The organism is Microbacterium sp. Leaf151 (assembly GCF_001424225.1).
GTDB lineage: Bacteria > Actinomycetota > Actinomycetes > Actinomycetales > Microbacteriaceae > Microbacterium.
This window is the reverse complement of the sequence record NZ_LMOR01000001.1, coordinates 462910-479495: the sequence shown is the minus strand read 5'-3', so window position 1 is coordinate 479495 and position 16586 is coordinate 462910. Positions and strand designations below refer to the sequence as shown.

Below are 16586 nucleotides of genomic sequence, written 5' to 3'. Positions count from 1 at the left end.
ACGCAAGGGGGCGTCGCGGCCGCGCGGCGATGGCGAGGATGGCGGCATGAGCGATGACGACGATCAGACCCGCGAGGACTTCGACGGCGCGGTCAACATGACCGCGAGCGAGCTGAAGAAGTGGCTCGACACCGACGAGTCGAAGTCGGTGGGGCAGAAGAAGGACGGAAACGGGGAGTCGACCGGTCACTCGAGCGGGCGTCACATCGTGCGCATCCTCGAGAAGAAGAAGGCCGACCTCACCGACGACGACTACGCCCACATGAGGAAGGTCGTCGGTTACGTCAAGCGCCACAGCGCACAGAAGCCGAAAGGCGACACCACCGACACCGACTGGCGCTACTCGCTCATGAACTGGGGCAACGACCCCGAGAAGTAACCCGCGCGTCGGCCTCAGGCATAGGCGGCGGGGGTACAACGGAGTCATGCCCATCATCGACAGCGCGGTGTACGTCAGCGGTCGTCGCATCGAGAACCCCTCGAGCCTCGACCAGACCTTCGAATACATGGAGGCGCACGGGGGGATGGCGTGGATCGGACTGCTGCGCCCCTCGACCGAGGAGCTCGAGCGCGTCGCTGCCGAGTTCTCGCTGCACCCGCTCGCGGTCGAGGACGCCCTCGCGGGGCACCAGCGGGCGAAGCTCGAACGCTACGGCGACAACCTCTTCGCGGTGCTGCGCCCGGCGCGCTACATCGACGAGACGGAGACGGTCGAGTTCGGCGAGCTGCACGTCTTCATCGGCGCCGACTACGTCGTCACCGTGCGTCACGCCGAGGTCCCCGATCTCGCCCGCGTGCGTCACCGCCTCGAAGGGAACCCCGACCTGCTCGCGCGCGGCCCCGAGGCCGTGCTCTACGCGATCCTCGACGAGGTGGTCGACCAGTACGACCCCGTCGCGCGGGGCCTGCAGAACGACGTCGACGAGATCGAGGACGGCTTGTTCAGCTCGGGCGGTGCCGACCTGACGCAGCGGATCTATCAGCTCGCCCGCGAGGTCATCCACTTCCAGCGGGCGACCGAGCCGCTGCGGGACATGCTCGACTCCCTGCTGCGCGGCGCGGACAAGTACGGGGTCGACATCGAGCTGCAGCGCTCGCTCCGCGACGTGCTCGACCACGTTCTTCGCCAGTGCGAGAAACTGACGGCGCTGCGCGCGATCCTCGACAACGCGCTCACCGTCAACGCCACCCTGGTCACGCGTCGGCAGACTGAGACCTCGCTCGAGCAGAACGAGCAGGTGAAGAAGATCTCGGGCTGGGCGGCCATCCTGTTCGGACCGTCCCTGGTCGGCGCGATCTACGGCATGAACTTCCGGAACATGCCCGAACTCGAATGGCAGTTCGGCTATCCGATGGCGATCGCGCTCATGGTGGCCGTGTCGGGCGGACTGTGGCTGACGTTCAAGCGGAAGAAGTGGCTCTGAGCCTTGGCATCCGGATGCCGCCCATCTCGGCGCGCTTGCTGGACAGGCGGTGCGCGAAACGAATGATGGGTACGTGAACGACTCCACTCCGGGCTCGGGCGACGCACCCGAGCCGACCCACACCTCGACCGTCGACCTCGAGGACAGCGGCTACCACAAGGGTCTGTCGTCCCGTCAGGTGCAGATGATCGCCATCGGCGGCGCGATCGGCACGGGACTGTTCCTGGGCGCCGGAGGCCGTCTCGCCGAGGCCGGTCCCGCGATCGTCGTCTCGTACGCCGTGTGCGGCGTGTTCGCCTTCTTCATCCTGCGCGCGCTCGGTGAGCTGGTGCTGCACCGGCCGAGCTCGGGGTCGTTCGTGTCGTACGCGCGCGAGTTCTTCGGTGAGAAGGCGGCCTTCGTCTCGGGCTGGTTCTACTGGATCAACTGGGCGATGACGACCATCGTCGACATCACCGCGGCCGCGGTGTACATGAACTTCTTCGGCAAGTACGTGCCGTGGATCGGCGCGGTGCCCCAGTGGGCGTGGGCGCTCATCGCGCTCGTCGTGGTGCTCGCGGTCAACCTGGTGTCGGTCAAGGTGTTCGGCGAGCTCGAGTTCTGGTTCGCGCTCATCAAGGTCGCAGCCCTCGTGGCGTTCCTGCTCGTGGGCATCTCCCTCGTCGTATTCGGCACTCCCAACGGCTCACCCGTCGGGTTCACGCTCATCGCCGACAACGGCGGGTTCCTGCCGAACGGCATCCTCCCCGCCATCCTTCTCATGCAGGGCGTCGTCTTCGCGTACGCGTCGATCGAGCTGATCGGCACCGCCGCCGGCGAGACGAAGAACCCCGAGAAGGTCATGCCGCGGGCCATCAACTCCGTGGTGGTGCGTGTGGCGGTTTTCTACGTCGGCTCGGTGCTGCTGCTCTCTCTGCTGCTGCCCTTCACCGCCTACTCGGCCGGTGAGAGCCCGTTCGTGACGTTCTTCGCCTCGATCGGCGTTCCAGGAGTCGACATCATCATGAACATGGTCGTGTTGACCGCGGCGCTGTCGTCGCTGAACGCGGGGCTGTACTCGACGGGGCGCATCCTCCGGTCGATGGCCATCGCGGGGTCCGCGCCGCGGTTCGCCGCCCGCATGAACAAGGCGGGCGTGCCGTACGGCGGCATCGCAATCACCGCGACCGTGGCGCTGCTGGGCGTCGTGCTGAACTTCTTCGTCCCCGCCGAGGCATTCGAGACGGTGTTGAGCGTGGCGTCGGTCGGCATCATCTCGACGTGGGCGACGATCATCATCTGCCAGATGCGCCTGAAGCAGCTGGCCGACCGCGGAGAGCTCGTGCGGCCGTCGTTCCGCCTGTTCGGGGCGCCGTACACCAACTGGGTCACGCTGGTGTTCCTCGCCGGCGTCCTCGTGCTCGTCTTCGTCGACTCCCCGGCGACGCTGGTGGCCACCGTCATCGCGGTGATCGGCATCGTGATCGGCTGGTGCGCCTGCCGCGGGCGCATCGCCGAACTCGCCGCGGAGCGCGAGGGCTACACGGGTACGCACCCGGTGGTGCCGAGCCCGTTCCCGAAGGCGCCCGGCGCGAAGGACTGAGTCCCCAGGCGGCCCGGCCCTCACGGACGGCGTGCGGTCGCGCAGGGTTCGCCCGCGGTGTGGGGCGGGCTCCGCCGTTCGGGGCGTGATCCTTCCGCCTCGACAGCCCGATTGCGCCCCGAATCGGCTGCGCCCAGCTGATGAGGGGGGCGAAGGCCCGCGCGCGATGCGCGGTGTCGTGGCCGGATGCCGCGAGTCTCTTGGGTTTCGGGGCAGTTTCCGCTGTTCGGGGCGTGATTCTTCCGCCCCGACGGGCCGATTGCGCCCCAAACGGGCTGCGCCCCGGGCGTTTCCGCCCCAAGGGGCCGATGACGCCCCGAACCGGCTGCGCCCCCGGGGCGACGGCTGGTCAGGCGTCGAGCGGCCAGCCGCAGTACGCCTCGGCGAGGTAGGCGCGGCCGTGCTCCGACTCCACGACGGAGCGCAGCTCGCCGAGCTGACGTCGACGGTCGAAGTCGGTGGCATCCGGGGTCACGTGCAGCATGTTCGTCATCCACCACGAGAAGTGCTGCGCCTTCCAGATGCGGCGGCTCGCCGTGTCGGGGTAGGCGTCGAGCAGGCGCTCATCGCTCTCGAGCAGGAACGCCCTCAGGGCGGCCGCGAGCAGGCGCACGTCGGCGATTGCGAGGTTCATCCCCTTCGCACCGGTGGGCGGCACGGTGTGCGCGGCGTCGCCGACGAGAGCGACTCGGCCCCGGCGCAGTTCGTTGGCGACGAAGCTGCGGAAGCGCAGCACGTCGCGCTGGAAGATCGGCCCCTCCCGCAGCGTGGTGCCGGGCACGCGCTTCTGCAGTTCGTCCCAGAGCTGCGCCTCGCTGAAGGCGGCGGTGTCGGTGTCGGGATCGCACTGGAAGTACATCCGCTGCACGGTCGCCGACCGCTGGCTGACAAGGGCGAACCCATCGGGGGAGTTGCTGTAGATCAGCTCCTCGCTGCTGGGCGGGGCCTCGCACAGGATGCCGAACCAGGCGAAGGGGTACTCGCGGAAGGAGCCGTTGCGCGAGCCTGCCACGGCTGCCCGCGCGACGCTGCGGGACCCGTCGGAACCGACGACGAAATCCGCCTCGATCTCGACGGGGACCCCGTCGGCATCGCGCGCGTGCACCCGGGGGTGATCCCCGTCTTCGACACCATCGGCGGTGACGCCGAAACGGAGGTCCTGCCCGGCGGCGAGGCGCGCGGCGATCAGGTCTTTCAGCACCTCGTGCTGCGGGTACAGCCAGACGGCGCGACCGACGGACTCGGCGAAGTCGATGCGGTGACCCTCGCCGTCGAAGCGCAGTTCGATGCCGTCGTGGCGATGCCCGACGGTGCGGGCGCGCGAGGCGGGCCCGATCGTGTCGAGCAATTCGACCGTGCCCTGCTCCAGGATGCCGGCGCGGATGGTGCTCTCGATCTCGTCGCGCGTGCGCTGGTCGATGACGACCGATTCGATGCCGGCCTGGGCCAGCAGGTGCGAGAGCATCAGCCCTGCGGGGCCGGCGCCGATGATGGCGACGCGGGTGCGAACGGTGGTGGTCATGGCGTCTCCCTCGACGGCGGCTGTGGTCGATGCTGCCTTGCCGCCCTCGGCGCGAGGCCAAGACTCTCATTGATCGGGATGTCGTGGCATTCCATCCCGGGGTGCGCATTGCTGTCGAGTGTCCGGGAAACGCCGCTTCGGTGCGAGATGTTGCGGCGTTTCCTGGACGCTCAACGGAGGGAGGGGGAGGGGGGGGGAAGGAGCGGGGGTCACCGGCGGTAGCCCAGGGCTCGCTCCGTGTCGCGGGCCGCACGGTGCAGTTCGACGAGCGCGAACTGCGTCTCCGCATCGCGTGGAAGCACGACCGACAGCGCCGCGATGACGGCGCCCGTCTCATCGCGCACGGGCACCGCGACACCGGTGGAGACCTGGTCGACGGTGCCGGGGGCGACCACTCGGCCGAGGGTGCGGATCTCAGCCAGGGCGCGCCGGAGTGCGGCGGGGTCGACGATGGTCTCGGGGGTGACGGCGGCGAGCGGGCGCGCGAGCACCCGCTCCTGCAGGTCGTGCGGGGCGAAGGCGAGCAGGACCAGCCCCGATGACGAGGCGTGCACGGGCAGGCGCCCGGCGACCCGCGTGATGTTCGCGCCGGAGTCGGGCGCGCTGAGCCGCTCGAGGAAGAGCGCCTCGTCGTGCTCGAGGATCGCGAGCTGGGTGTGCTCCCGCACACGCTGCTGCACCCGTTCCATGTACGGCAGCGCGGCCTGACGCAGCCGCAGCGCGTGCGACGACCGCGTCGCCAGCTCCCAGAGCCGCATCCCCACACGCACCCGTCGCTCGTCGTCGCGCTCGAGCAGCCCGGCATCCACCAGCTCTCCCACGATCCGGTGCGCCGACGAGCTCGGCAGGCCCGCTCGGCGGCCGATGTCGGCCGTCGTCTGGGCGGTGCGCGTGGGGGTGAAGGTCTCGAGGATGCGCACCAGTCGATCGGTGACCGAGTCGCCGGAGGGGGAGTTCGCCATGGGGTCAGGATGCCACGACTCCCATTGTTCGGGAACGATCTGCCGCACCGTCGCGCGGTGTCGGACGATGGAGGCGTCGAAGGAGACTCCATGTCGAACCCCGCCGCCGCACCCGAGACGCTGCTCGCCGCCCCCGACCAGGCGATGCAGAGCCAGATCGTCGACGAGATCCGCGCCCGCCATGCCGAGCTCGACGCGCGGGAGGCCGCCGGCGAGGACGTCGCCGCCACCGCTCACGACTTCCCCGCGTACCGCTCGAGTGTGCTGCGGCATCCCACCAAGAACCCCAAACTCGTCGACCCCGAGACGATCGAGCTGCTCTCGCCCGCGTTCGGGCAGCGCGACGTCGCCGCGATCGAGTCCGACCTCACGCTGCAGCACGCCGGCGAACCGCTGGGGGAGCGCATGAGCGTGCAGGGGCGCCTGCTCGACTCGTGGGGCAGGCCGGTGGCGAACCAGCTCATCGAGATCTGGCAGGCCAACGCCGCCGGGCGCTACATCCACCAGCGCGACCAGCACCCCGCCCCGCTCGATCCGAACTTCACCGGCGCCGGGCGCGCGGTCACGAACGAGAACGGCGAGTACCGCTTCACCACGATCAAACCCGGACCCTACCCCTGGAAGAACCACCGCAACGCGTGGCGTCCGGCGCACATCCACTTCTCGGTGTTCGGCTCGTCGTTCACCCAGCGACTCGTGACGCAGATGTACTTCCCGGGCGACCCGCTGTTCGCGCTCGACCCGATCTACAACACCATTCACCGGCAGAAGGACCGCGACGCGCTCGTCGGCGTCTACGACCACGATCTGACCTCGCCCGAGTGGGCGACGGGCTACCGCTTCGACATCGTCGTCGACGGGCCGGATGCCACGTACTTCGAGCAGGAGGGCGACGAGTGATCCCCGCCAAGACCCACCGCGCGACCCCCGGCCAGACGGTCGGGCCGTTCTTCGCCTACGGGCTGGAGTACCCGAAGCAGCATGAGGTCGCCTTCCCGCACTCGCCCGGGGCGATCGTGCTCGGCGGCACCGTGTACGACGGGGCGGGCGCACCGGTGCCCGACGCGCTGATCGAGATCTGGGGAGCGGATGCCGACGGCTCGGTGCCCCGGGCGCGCGGCGCGTTCCGCCGCGACGACCACACGTTCACCGGCTTCGGTCGCGCGTTCACCGACGACGAGGGGCACTTCGAGTTCTGGACGCGCGAGCCCGGTGGCATCCGGGGGCGGGCGGGGTTCTACGCGGCGGTCGTCTTCGCGCGGGGCCTGCCCGACAAGCTGCACACGCGCATCTACGTGCCGGGGGATGATGCGGCGCTCGCCGCCGACCCGCTGCTGTCGACACTGACGTCCGAGGAGCGCGCTACCCTCGTCGCGACGCGTGCCGCCGACGGCGGGCTGCGGCACGACATCCGGCTGCAGGGCGCGAGAGAGACGGTGTTCCTTGCCTTCTGAGCCCCTCGACCGAGGACTCCTCACGCCGGTCGCGGTCGGCCACGACGCGCTCGTGTCGGACGCCTCCGTGCTCGACGCGCTCGTGCGGGCCGAGGGTGCCCTCGTGGCGGCCTACGTCGCGCGGGGTGTCGCACCGCGTGAGGCGGGCACGGCGATCGATCACGCCTTCGGCCTCGACGAGAAGGGCGGTTCGCCGTCGACGACGCTCGACGTCGACGCGCTCGTCACGGCGTCGGTCGGGGGCGGGAACCCCGTCATTCCGCTCGTGGGAATGCTGAAGGAACGGGTGCCCGCCGCGCACCGCGCGTGGGTCCACCGCGGGGCGACGAGTCAGGACATTCTCGACACCGCCCTCATGGTGGTCGCGCAGCGCGCGGTGGAGCAGGTGCGCGGCTCCCTGGGACACGCGGCCCCGCGGCTGCGACAGCTCGCCCTGCGTCATGCCGACGACGTCGCGGCCGCGCGCACGCTCACGCAGCACGCGGTGCCCACGACGGTGGGTGCACGGGCGGCGACGTGGGCGCAGGGGATCGAGCGGGCGGCGTCCCGTCTCGACGCGCTCGTCTTCCCGGCGCAGCTCGGCGGCGCCGGTGGCACGCTCGCCTCGTTCGTGGAGATCACCGGATCCGCGGATGCCGCGGCTGCTCTGCCCGCGGCCTTCGCCCGGGCGGCGTCGCTCGACGTGCCCGAGGCGCCGTGGCACGTCAACCGCTGGCCGGTGACCGAGCTCGGCGACGCGCTCGTGCAGGCGCTCGACGCGCTGGGCAAGTTCGCGGCCGACGTGGCGACGCTGAGCCGCACCGAGATCGGCGAGGTGTCGGAGGGCGTGGGCGGTGGATCGTCGGCCATGCCGCAGAAGCAGAACCCCGCCGAGGCGGTGCTGATCCGCTCCGCGGCCCTTCGCGCGCCGCAACTGGGCGCGACCCTGCACCTCGCGGCATCCCTCGCCGTCGACGAACGTCCCGATGGGGCCTGGCACGCCGAGTGGCCGACGTTGCGCGATCTTCTGCGGCTCGCGCTGGGCGCGTCGTGGCACGCCTCCTCGCTCGCGGCGCACCTGCGGGTGGACGCCGCGGCCGCCGCGCGCAACGCCGGAGCAACCGGCGGACGCCTCGTGAGCGAGCGCCTGCGCGGTGTTCTCGTGCCGCTCATCGGCGCCGAGCGCTTCGCCGACCTGCTCGCCGGCGACGACGACCTCGCCGTCGCACTGCGGGCACTGCCCGAGGCCGACGGTCTCGACGTCGACGCGCTGCTCGACCCCGCCTCGTACGTGGGGCTCGCGCCGCGGCTGGCTCGCGCGACCACCGGGGCTCCGGATGCCGCAGGGTCGCAGCCGGGCGCCGACGGCGCCGAAGCCGATCGCCGAGACCGCACGGCATCCGACGGGAACGGACACGGGGTGGACGAATGAGTGCGACATCGCTGATCTCCCTGACGGCGCCGGTCGGGCCGGAGGGCGCGCCGCTCGTCGTGCTCGGGCCCTCGCTCGGCACCTCGACGATCCTGTGGGACGACGTCGTGCCGCTGCTCGCCGACGACTACCGCGTCTCGGCCTGGGACCTCCCGGGTCACGGTGCAGGCCCCGTCGCCCGCGAGACGTTCTCGGTCGCCGACCTCGCGGATGCCGTGGCGGCTGCGGTGACCGACGAGATCTTCTTCTACGCGGGCGTCTCGCTCGGCGGCGCGACGGGGTTGGAGCTCACCCTGCGGCACGGCGATCGGCTGCGGGCCGCGGCCATCGTGGCATCCGGAGCTCAGCTCGGCGACCCCGCCGCGTGGGCCGATCGTGCCGCTCAGGCGCGGGCGCAGAGTACCTCGAGCCTCATCGTCGCCTCGGCGCAGCGCTGGTTCGCGCCCGACTCGATCGCGCGGCGCCCCGACCTGACCGGGCGTCTGCTGCACGCGCTGCAGGATGCCGACGATGACAGCTACGCCCGCTGCTGCGAGGCGCTCGCCGCCTACGACGTGCGCTCCTCCCTGGGCGAGATCGCCGTGCCGGTGCTCGCCGCGTGGGGCGCGTTCGATGCCGTCGCGCCCGAGGCCAAGGCCCTCGAGATCGCCGAGGGGGTGCGCGATGGCCGGGTGGCGCGCATCGACGAGGCCGGTCATCTGCCCCCCGCCGAGCAACCCGAGGCCGTGGCGGCACTGCTGCGGTCGTTCTTCGCATCCGCTTCTCGAGAGGACGCCTGATGCCCACCGATCAGCAACGCCACGAGCAGGGCATGGCCGTGCGCCGCGCCGTGCTGTCGGACGCCCACGTCGACCGCGCCGTCGCGGCGACCACCGACCTGACCGCTGACTGGCAGGACTTCATCACCCGGGTGGCCTGGGGCGACATCTGGTCGCGACCCGGTCTCGACCGCCGGTCGCGCTCGATCGCCGTGCTCAGCTCGCTCATCGCGCACGGGCACCACGAGGAACTCGCGATGCACCTGCGGGCGGCCCTGCGCAACGGTCTGAGCGTCGACGAGATCCGCGAGGTGATCCTGCAGGCGGCGATCTACTCCGGGGTGCCGGCGGCCAACACGGCGTTCCGGATCGCGACGGAGGTGTTCGCACAGGACGCCCCTGTGCCGGACGGGCAGGGCGAGGACGCGCCCGACGGCGAGGTGCCGGGCGGTGGCGTGCAGGGCGGGGGCGTGCCGAGCCGCGGGTGACCGGCGGATAGGGTGAGCCGGTGAGTGAGAGCGCGGAACCGGAGTTCGTCCAGTCGCTCGCGCGCGGTCTCGCGGTGATCCGGGCGTTCGACGCCGACCACGCGACGTTGACCCTCAGCGACGTGTCGCGAAGGGCCGACCTTCCCCGGGCCGCGGCGCGACGGTTCCTGCAGACCCTCCAGACCCTCGGCTACGTGCGCAGTGACGGGCGCGACTTCGCCCTCACGCCGCGGGTGCTCGAGCTGGGCTTCAGCTACCTATCGGCGCTGTCGTTGCCGGCCATCGCGCAGCCGCACCTCGAGCGGCTGTCGAGGGACATCGACGAGAGCGTCTCGGCGGCGGTGCGAGACGGCCACGACATCGTCTACGTCGCCCGCGTCCCCACGCGGCGCATCATGAGCGTGGGCATCACGATCGGCACGCGCTTCCCGGCGTACGCCACGAGCATGGGCCGCGTGCTGCTGGCCGCCGAGCCCTCGGATCGCGTCGCGGAACTGATCGCAGCCGCGCGACCCGAGGCGCTGACTTCGCGCACTCGGACCGACGTCGACGTGCTGACGGCCGAGCTCGTCCGCATCCGCGCGCAGGGATGGGCCCTCGTCGACGAGGAGCTCGAACAGGGGCTGCGCTCGCTCGCGGTGCCCGTCCACGGGCGCGACGGGAGCGTCGTGGCCGCCGTCAACGTGTCGGCGAGCGCGCGCGGCGACGTCGACGAGTGGCGCGACAGGTGCCTGCCGCCGCTGACGGCGGCGGCTTCGGCCATCGATGCGGAGCTCCGCCTGGTCTGAGCGCAGCGTCAGCGCGGGGGCGGGTTCGCGGCTTCGAGGGCGTGGTCGTACACGCCGATGAGCCGGTCGAGGAAGTGCTGCACGGTGGCGCGCTCCGCGGCATCCATGTCGTCGACCACGCGTTCGACGCCGTCGATCAACGGCGCGACGAGGTCGCGCGCGCGGTCGCGGGACTGATCGACGGCCGTGACGACGAGCTTGCGCCCGTCGTGGGGGTGACGTTCGCGGTGGATGTGCCCGGCGTTCTCGAGGCGGTGCAGCACCAGCGTCATCGCGGCGGTCGAGATGCCCAGGCGCCGGGCCAGTTCGGTGGGGGTGGCCGCACCGGCGGAGATGAGGTGGTCCATCGCCTCGAGTCCGGGGGCGTCGACGGCGAGCGTGGCGGCGACGTGTCGCTCGAACTGCTGCTGGCGCAGGGTGACGCGCTGCACGCGCGCGCGGATGTCGTCGTCGCCCATCGGGGCTTCGGTGCGACGCGCGCGTTCGCGTTCGCGGCGGTCGTCGCGTGCGTCGGGGGAGTCTTCGAGCGCGGGCACGTCGTCATGATAGTCGTGTAGATTGCCAATCTCATTGATTATCAACGAAACGGGGAAAGATGGCGATCTCTCATCGACGGGTGCTGATCTGCGGGGCGAGCATCGCGGGCCCGGCCCTGGCGTACTGGCTGAACCGGTACGGCTACGAGACGGTGATCGTCGAGCGTGCTCGAGGCCTCCGCACAGGCGGACAGAACGTCGACGTGCGCGGAGCCGGACGAGAGGTGCTGCGGCGAATGGACCTCGAGTCCGCGGTGCGCGCGGCGACCACGGGGGAGGTGGGCACACGGTTCGTCGGACGTGACGGGCGGACCGTGGCGGAGTTCCCCGCGGGCCGCGGCGACTCCGACGGCGCCACCGCCGAGCTTGAGATCTTGCGCGGAGACCTCGCCGAGCTACTCGTCGAGCGCACCGCCGGGCGCACCGAGTACCGCTTCGGTGACCGGGTCACTGGGGTGGACCAGGATGCCGACGGAGTCGTCGTGCGTTTCGAGCGGGCGCGCGAGGAGCGGTTCGCACTCGTCATCGCCGCCGACGGGATCGGTTCGCGAACGCGCGGGCTGGTCTTCGGTGATGAGCCGCAGATCCGCTCGCTGGGGCTCGAGACGACGTACGGCACGATCCCCCGCACCGCCGCGGACGACGACTGGTGGCGTTGGTACTCCGCGCCGGGCGGCCGGTCGATCACCCTGCGGCCCGATCCGCACGGCACGATCCGCGCGACGATGTCGGTGGTCACCGACCGCGAGCGCCCACGGACGGACCGCGGCGATGTCGACGCGCAGCGCCGCCGCTTGCGCGAGACCTTCGCCGATGCCGGCTGGGAGGCGGCGCGCGTGCTCGACGGCTTCGACCGCGCGGAGGAGCTGTACACCGACGCGATCGGTCAGGTGCGGGCTCCCCGCTGGTCGAACGGTCGGGTCGCGCTGGTGGGAGACGCCGCGTACTGCGCCTCGCCGGTCAGCGGCATGGGGACGAGCCTCGCCCTCGCCGGGGCCTACGTGCTGGCGGGCGAGCTCGCAGCCCACGTCGACCACCGCGACGCGTTCCGCGGATACGAGCGCGTGATGCGGCCCTACGTCGCCCAGGCGCAGAGCCTTCCCCCGGGCACCCCGCGGCTGGCGAATCCGACCTCGCGTCTCGGCGTCGGGGTGTTCCGCGGGGTGCTGTGGGTGGCATCCACCCCTGTCGTCGCGCGTCTCGCGAGTGGTCTGTTCACCCCTCCGGCGGATGCCGTCGAGCTCCCGGACTACGCGCACCTGGAGTGATCGCGGGTCTTGCCCTAGCCGGCGGTCGGCGATAAAGTGTGCGTAAAGCGAACGAACGTTCGCAGAGCGAACACAGGAAGCCTCCATGATCGATAAGACCGTTCCCGACCTCGTGGCGGCCGTCGCCGGCATCCGCGACGGGGCCACCGTCATGATCGGCGGCTTCGGACGCGCCGGTCAGCCCGTCGAACTCATCGACGCCCTCATCGCGCAGGGCGCCCGCGACCTCACCGTGGTCAACAACAACGCCGGCAACGGCGACATGGGTCTGGCCGCCCTGCTCGCGGCCGGCCAGGTGCGCAAGATGATCTGCTCGTTCCCCCGCCAGAGCGACTCGTGGGTGTTCGACGGGCTGTACCGCGAGGGCAAGGTCGAGCTCGAGCTCGTTCCGCAGGGCAACCTCGCCGAGCGCATCCGCGCCGCGGGCGCCGGTGTCGGCGGCTTCTTCACCCCCACCGGTTTCGGCACGCAGCTGGCGGAAGGCAAGGAGACACGGCGCATCGACGGGCGCGACTACGTGCTGGAGTATCCGATCCGTGCCGACGTGGCGCTCATCAGCGCCCGGGCAGCCGACCGGTGGGGCAACCTCGTCTACCGCGAGACGGCGCGCAACTTCGGCCCCATCATGGCCGCCGCCGCGGCGACCACCGTCGTGCAGGTCGACGAGATCGTGCCGCTCGGCGGGCTCGACCCCGAGGCCGTCGTCACCCCGGGGCTCTACGTCGACCGCGTCGTCGCGGTCGGTGAGCGTCCCTGGCTGCGCGACGGCGAGTTCGTGGGCGGGGTCGACATCGAGGGCCGGCCTCTCGCCGACGAGGACGCATCGTGAGCGCCCCCGCCCAGACGGCCCGCGCCATCGGCCCGGCGCCCGACACCGACGCACGCACCGACGAAGGGGCACCGCAGTGACCACCCGCATCGCCCGCGCTGAGCTCGCCGCCCGCGTGGCATCCGACATCCCCGAAGGCGCCGTGGTGAACCTCGGCATCGGGGCCCCGACCCTCGTCGCCGACTACCTGCCCGAAGGGCTCGAGATCGTGCTGCACACCGAGAACGGCATGCTCGGCATGGGTCCCGCGCCCGAGCGCGGACGTGTCGACCCCGACCTCATCAACGCCGGCAAGCAGCCGGTCACCGCCCTCGCGGGAGCCGCGTACTTCCACCACGCCGACTCATTCGCGATGATGCGCGGCGGCCACCTCGACGTGTGCGTGCTGGGGGCGTTCCAGGTGTCGGCGGGCGGCGACCTCGCCAACTGGTCGACGGGGGAGCCCGGGGCGATCCCCGCGGTCGGCGGGGCGATGGACCTCGCGATCGGGGCGAAGGACGTCTACGTCATGACCGACCTGCTCACCAAGGGCGGCGATCCCAAGCTCGTGGAGGCGTGCAGCTACCCGCTGACCGGGGTCGGCTGCGTCTCCCGCGTGTACACCGACCACGGCGTCTTCGACGTCACCCCCGACGGCTTCCGTGTGCGCGAGCTGTTCGGTGACAACACGCACGCCGAGATCGAGTCCCTGCTCGGTCTGAGCCTGGAGGCCTGAGACATGCCCGCATCCTTCGTCTACGACGCCGTCCGCACCCCCTTCGCCCGGCACGGCAAGGCCTTCGCCGACGTGCGCCCCGATGATCTCGCCGCGACCGTCATGGCATCCGTCGTCGAACGCACCGGGATCGACCCCGCGCGCATCGAGGACGTCATCTTCGGCGACGCCAACCAGGCCGGCGAAGACAACCGCAACGTCGCGCGTTTCGGCGCCCTGCTGGCGGGCTTTCCTTCGTCGGTACCCGGCACGACCATCAACCGCCTGTGCGGATCGTCTCTGGATGCCGTGATCCAGGGCTCGCGCGCGATCGAGGCCGGAGACGCCGACGTGATCCTCGCCGGCGGTGTCGAGTCGATGACCCGCGCGCCCTTCGTGGTCGAGAAGAGCCCCCGGCCCTTCCCCGCGGCGAACCAGACGATGTGGAACACCTCGATCGGCTGGCGCATGACCAACCCGCGCCTGAGGAAGGACTGGACGATCTCGAACGGCGAGAGCGCCGAGAAGCTCGCCGAAATCTACGACATCTCGCGCGAGGAGCAGGACGCCTTCGCCGCCCGCAGCCACCGCCTCGCCGCCGCCGCCTGGGCCGCGGGTCGATTCGACGACGAGATCGTGCAGGTCGAGGGCCACGTGCTGGCCCGTGACGAGGGTATTCGCGACGACTCCACCGCCGAGGTGCTCGCGGGCCTGCGTCCGGCGTTCCGCGCGGGCGGCTCGGTGACCGCGGGCAACTCCTCGCCCATCAACGATGGGGCTTCGGCGGTACTGCTGGGTTCCGAGGGCGCGCTGGATGCCGAGCCCCTCGCCCGCATCGCCGGTCGCGCCGCGTTCGGCAACGACCCCGACGTGTTCGGCGTCGCCCCCGTCGAGGCGGCCAACCGCGCGCTCGCTCGCGCCGGCCGGACGTGGGCGGATGTGTCGTTCGTCGAGCTCAACGAGGCGTTCGCGTCTCAGACACTGGCGTGCGCGAAGCTGTGGACCGAGCTCGACCCGGCGCTCCTCAACGAGGCCGGCGGCGCGATCGCGATCGGGCACCCGCTCGGCGCCTCGGGCGGGCGCATCATCGCGCGCGCCGCGCACGAGCTGAAGCGCCGCGGCGGCGGTGTGGCCGTGACCGCGATCTGCATCGGGGTGGGCCAGGGGCTCGCGGTGGTGCTGGAGCGCTGACGCGGCGGCGGTGAGGTCGTGGCGATGAGGCCATGTCCCACTTTTGGCTGTGTGGGAGCGCTCCAAGCCGCCACTTGTGGGACATGCTCCATGTGTAAGTGGGACGAGGGGCCGCGGCGGTGCCCTGGCCGCTGCGTCCGGCCGTGACCGTGTCCCACTTGTGGCTGTGTGGGAGCGCTCCGAGCCGCCACTTGTGGGACATGCACTGTGCATAAGTGGGACCAGGGGGCTTCGGTAGGCCCGGGGGCGAGTGTCGAGGCGGGCTGATGTGCGGCATCAGAACGCCTTATGTCTGAATGAGGCAAAAGCGGGGTAGCGTCGGAGCGACACCACAGAGAGTGAGCGACGATGCTTCTCGAGAGAGATCTCATCCAGTCCGTCGGCTTCCGCAACGTCCGGGAGAGCGGCGAGATCACCGGCTTCCAGTTCCGCGTGCGGATGCCGTCCTACCGGGGCATGGCGGCCTCGCTGATCGACGGCATCGGCGTGAGCATCCCGGGTCTGGTCGACGTGGCATCCGACGTGCCGCTGTGGACCCTGCAGGGCCGGCAGTACACGCTCGCCGAGCTGTGGGACGGCGACGGCGTTCGGTGGCCGCTCGAGGACGCGGCGATCATCACCGTGCCACTGCCCGGCGGCCTGCCCGACGGCACGCACGAGCTGTCGATCGATCTGCGCCTGCGCATGTCGTACATCCCCGAGGAGCACCAGCCGAGCCGGTACCGCGTCACGAAGTACGTCACGCTCGCGCCCGAGGCATCCGGTGCCCCCTTCCGCTACGGCGTCTCGCTGTACAGCTACATGGGCGACTACGGCACGGTGATGGACCTCGAGACCGCGCTCGCCTCGATAGCCGACCTCGGGGCGACGGGCGTGGAGATCCTCGGCGAGGGACACGTGCCGAACTACCCGAACCCCTCGCAGGAGTGGGTCGACGACTGGTTCGCGCTCCTCGAGAAGTACGGCCTCGAGCCCACCAACTACGGCTCGTGGATCGACACCCGCCTGCACTCCAGCGGCCCGAACGGCCGCGACATGACGGTGGAAGAGGGGGCGGCCGCCCTGCAACGCGATCTGCGCCTCGCCCAGCGCCTGGGCTTCCGGTTCGTGCGGCCCAAGATCGGTGTGGTCTCCAGCGACCTCATCCCGCACCCGATCTGGACCGCGGTCGTCGAAGCCTCGCTGCCCCTGGCCGAAGAGCTCGACGTGATCATCTGTCCCGAGATCCACTCGCCGACCCCCATCAAGCACGAGGTCGTCGACGACTACATCGCCCTCATCCGCCGCACCGGCACGAAGCACTTCGGCCTGCTGCTCGACACCGGCATCTTCCAGGACCGCCCGATCCCGCTCAAGCCCGGCGAACTGCCAGGGCAGCGCCCGGCCTTCCTCGACGGCATCCACGTCGATCCCGCCGACGTCTTCGACGTGATCGAGAACGTGGTGTTCATCCAGGCGAAGTTCCACGACATCGACGAGCAGCTCGACGACAAGCAGATCCCCTGGGAGCCCGTGCTCAAGGCGCTGAAGGACGCGGGGTACACCGGGTACCTCTCCAGCGAGTACGAGGGAGAGCGCGAACCCTGGCGCAGCATCGAACAGGTCCGCCGCCAGCACTCGCTGATGCGTCAGATCGCCGATCGCATCTGAGCCGGCCTGTAACCGGCCACCCCGCCCGA

The 16586-nt window shown here is 71.0% G+C and carries 17 protein-coding genes; 14 read left to right on the top strand and 3 right to left on the bottom strand.

All coding sequences use genetic code 11. From position 1 onward, the window contains the following. Positions 1 to 46 precede the first annotated feature (46 nt). The 3 genes from ASF76_RS02100 (at position 47) to ASF76_RS02090 (ending at position 3006) form a co-directional block, all read left to right on the top strand. Positions 47 to 379 carry a DUF3140 domain-containing protein gene (locus ASF76_RS02100; RefSeq protein WP_055952217.1) on the top strand — a complete coding sequence of 111 codons (333 nt, stop codon included), beginning with the start codon at positions 47 to 49 and terminating at the stop codon, positions 377 to 379. Positions 380 to 425: 46 nt separating this feature from the next. Beyond that, the gene (corA, locus tag ASF76_RS02095) at positions 426 to 1424 is read left to right on the top strand and encodes a magnesium/cobalt transporter CorA (protein ID WP_055952212.1); all 999 of its coding nucleotides are present in this window, start codon (positions 426 to 428) and stop codon (positions 1422 to 1424) included. Positions 1425 to 1497: 73 nt separating this feature from the next. Further along, positions 1498 to 3006, top strand: coding sequence for an amino acid permease (locus ASF76_RS02090; RefSeq protein WP_055952209.1), 1509 nt, complete (start codon positions 1498 to 1500; stop codon positions 3004 to 3006). 349 nt (positions 3007 to 3355) lie between these two features. Here the strand turns inward: ASF76_RS02090 and ASF76_RS02085 are convergent, their stop codons facing one another. After that, a complete protein-coding gene (locus ASF76_RS02085) occupies positions 3356 to 4528 on the bottom strand; it encodes a 4-hydroxybenzoate 3-monooxygenase (protein WP_055952206.1) in 1173 nt (390 codons plus the stop codon). Between the two features lie 209 nt (positions 4529 to 4737). Further along, positions 4738 to 5490 carry an IclR family transcriptional regulator gene (locus ASF76_RS02080; RefSeq protein ID WP_055953355.1) on the bottom strand — a complete coding sequence of 251 codons (753 nt, stop codon included), beginning with the start codon at positions 5488 to 5490 and terminating at the stop codon, positions 4738 to 4740. Positions 5491 to 5580: 90 nt separating this feature from the next. Here ASF76_RS02080 and pcaH point away from each other — a divergent pair, with 90 nt between their 5' ends. The 6 genes from pcaH to ASF76_RS02050 are packed head-to-tail and all read left to right on the top strand — an operon-like array spanning position 5581 to position 10389. Next, complete coding sequence (gene pcaH, locus ASF76_RS02075; RefSeq protein WP_055952203.1) at positions 5581 to 6390, top strand: protocatechuate 3,4-dioxygenase subunit beta; 810 nt, start codon at positions 5581 to 5583, stop codon at positions 6388 to 6390. Further along, positions 6387 to 6944: a protocatechuate 3,4-dioxygenase subunit alpha gene (gene pcaG / locus ASF76_RS02070; RefSeq protein WP_200936065.1), complete on the top strand. Its 558-nt coding sequence runs from the start codon at positions 6387 to 6389 to the stop codon at positions 6942 to 6944. Before pcaH ends, pcaG begins: the two co-directional genes overlap by 4 nt. Then, complete coding sequence (locus ASF76_RS02065; RefSeq protein ID WP_055952200.1) at positions 6934 to 8355, top strand: lyase family protein; 1422 nt, start codon at positions 6934 to 6936, stop codon at positions 8353 to 8355. The genes pcaG and ASF76_RS02065 overlap by 11 nt, the downstream gene beginning before the upstream one ends. Next, positions 8352 to 9134 (top strand): alpha/beta fold hydrolase, encoded by a 783-nt coding sequence (locus ASF76_RS02060; RefSeq protein WP_055952197.1) that lies wholly within the window; start codon positions 8352 to 8354, stop codon positions 9132 to 9134. Before ASF76_RS02065 ends, ASF76_RS02060 begins: the two co-directional genes overlap by 4 nt. Further along, entirely contained in the window at positions 9134 to 9601 is a 468-nt protein-coding gene (gene pcaC / locus ASF76_RS02055) for a 4-carboxymuconolactone decarboxylase (protein WP_235561212.1), read from the top strand. The genes ASF76_RS02060 and pcaC overlap by 1 nt, the downstream gene beginning before the upstream one ends. 20 nt (positions 9602 to 9621) lie before the next feature. Beyond that, positions 9622 to 10389, top strand: a complete 768-nt coding sequence (locus tag ASF76_RS02050; protein ID WP_055952193.1) for an IclR family transcriptional regulator domain-containing protein — start codon at positions 9622 to 9624, stop codon at positions 10387 to 10389. 8 nt (positions 10390 to 10397) lie between these two features. Here ASF76_RS02050 and ASF76_RS02045 read toward each other — a convergent pair whose 3' ends face one another. Further along, positions 10398 to 10925 (bottom strand): MarR family winged helix-turn-helix transcriptional regulator, encoded by a 528-nt coding sequence (locus ASF76_RS02045; RefSeq protein WP_235561211.1) that lies wholly within the window; start codon positions 10923 to 10925, stop codon positions 10398 to 10400. Between the two features lie 59 nt (positions 10926 to 10984). Between ASF76_RS02045 and ASF76_RS02040 the strand changes: the two genes are divergently transcribed. From ASF76_RS02040 to ASF76_RS02020, 5 genes are all read left to right on the top strand, one after another. Beyond that, a complete protein-coding gene (locus ASF76_RS02040) occupies positions 10985 to 12193 on the top strand; it encodes an FAD-dependent monooxygenase (RefSeq protein WP_235561210.1) in 1209 nt (402 codons plus the stop codon). Between the two features lie 85 nt (positions 12194 to 12278). Continuing rightward, positions 12279 to 13022, top strand: coding sequence for a 3-oxoacid CoA-transferase subunit A (locus ASF76_RS02035; RefSeq protein WP_055952189.1), 744 nt, complete (start codon positions 12279 to 12281; stop codon positions 13020 to 13022). 76 nt (positions 13023 to 13098) lie between these two features. Continuing rightward, the gene (locus ASF76_RS02030; RefSeq protein WP_055952186.1) at positions 13099 to 13737 is read left to right on the top strand and encodes a 3-oxoacid CoA-transferase subunit B; all 639 of its coding nucleotides are present in this window, start codon (positions 13099 to 13101) and stop codon (positions 13735 to 13737) included. 3 nt (positions 13738 to 13740) lie between these two features. Next, a complete protein-coding gene (locus ASF76_RS02025) occupies positions 13741 to 14907 on the top strand; it encodes a thiolase family protein (RefSeq protein ID WP_055952183.1) in 1167 nt (388 codons plus the stop codon). A gap of 348 nt (positions 14908 to 15255) precedes the next feature. Then, positions 15256 to 16557, top strand: coding sequence for a C-glycoside deglycosidase beta subunit domain-containing protein (locus ASF76_RS02020; RefSeq protein WP_055952179.1), 1302 nt, complete (start codon positions 15256 to 15258; stop codon positions 16555 to 16557). The last annotated feature ends 29 nt before the right edge of the window (positions 16558 to 16586 follow it).

Bases quoted from the DNA above. Each gene is read 5' to 3' on its own strand.
- ASF76_RS02100 (WP_055952217.1), top strand. From the start codon at position 47: ATGAGCGATGACGACGATCAGACCCGCGAGGACTTCGACGGCGCGGTC.
- corA (WP_055952212.1), top strand. From the start codon at position 426: ATGCCCATCATCGACAGCGCGGTGTACGTCAGCGGTCGTCGCATCGAG.
- ASF76_RS02085 (WP_055952206.1), bottom strand. From the start codon at position 4,528: ATGACCACCACCGTTCGCACCCGCGTCGCCATCATCGGCGCCGGCCCC.
- ASF76_RS02080 (WP_055953355.1), bottom strand. From the start codon at position 5,490: ATGGCGAACTCCCCCTCCGGCGACTCGGTCACCGATCGACTGGTGCGC.
- pcaH (WP_055952203.1), top strand. From the start codon at position 5,581: ATGTCGAACCCCGCCGCCGCACCCGAGACGCTGCTCGCCGCCCCCGAC.
- ASF76_RS02060 (WP_055952197.1), top strand. From the start codon at position 8,352: ATGAGTGCGACATCGCTGATCTCCCTGACGGCGCCGGTCGGGCCGGAG.
- pcaC (WP_235561212.1), top strand. From the start codon at position 9,134: ATGCCCACCGATCAGCAACGCCACGAGCAGGGCATGGCCGTGCGCCGC.
- ASF76_RS02040 (WP_235561210.1), top strand. From the start codon at position 10,985: ATGGCGATCTCTCATCGACGGGTGCTGATCTGCGGGGCGAGCATCGCG.
- ASF76_RS02035 (WP_055952189.1), top strand. From the start codon at position 12,279: ATGATCGATAAGACCGTTCCCGACCTCGTGGCGGCCGTCGCCGGCATC.
- ASF76_RS02025 (WP_055952183.1), top strand. From the start codon at position 13,741: ATGCCCGCATCCTTCGTCTACGACGCCGTCCGCACCCCCTTCGCCCGG.
- ASF76_RS02020 (WP_055952179.1), top strand. From the start codon at position 15,256: ATGCTTCTCGAGAGAGATCTCATCCAGTCCGTCGGCTTCCGCAACGTC.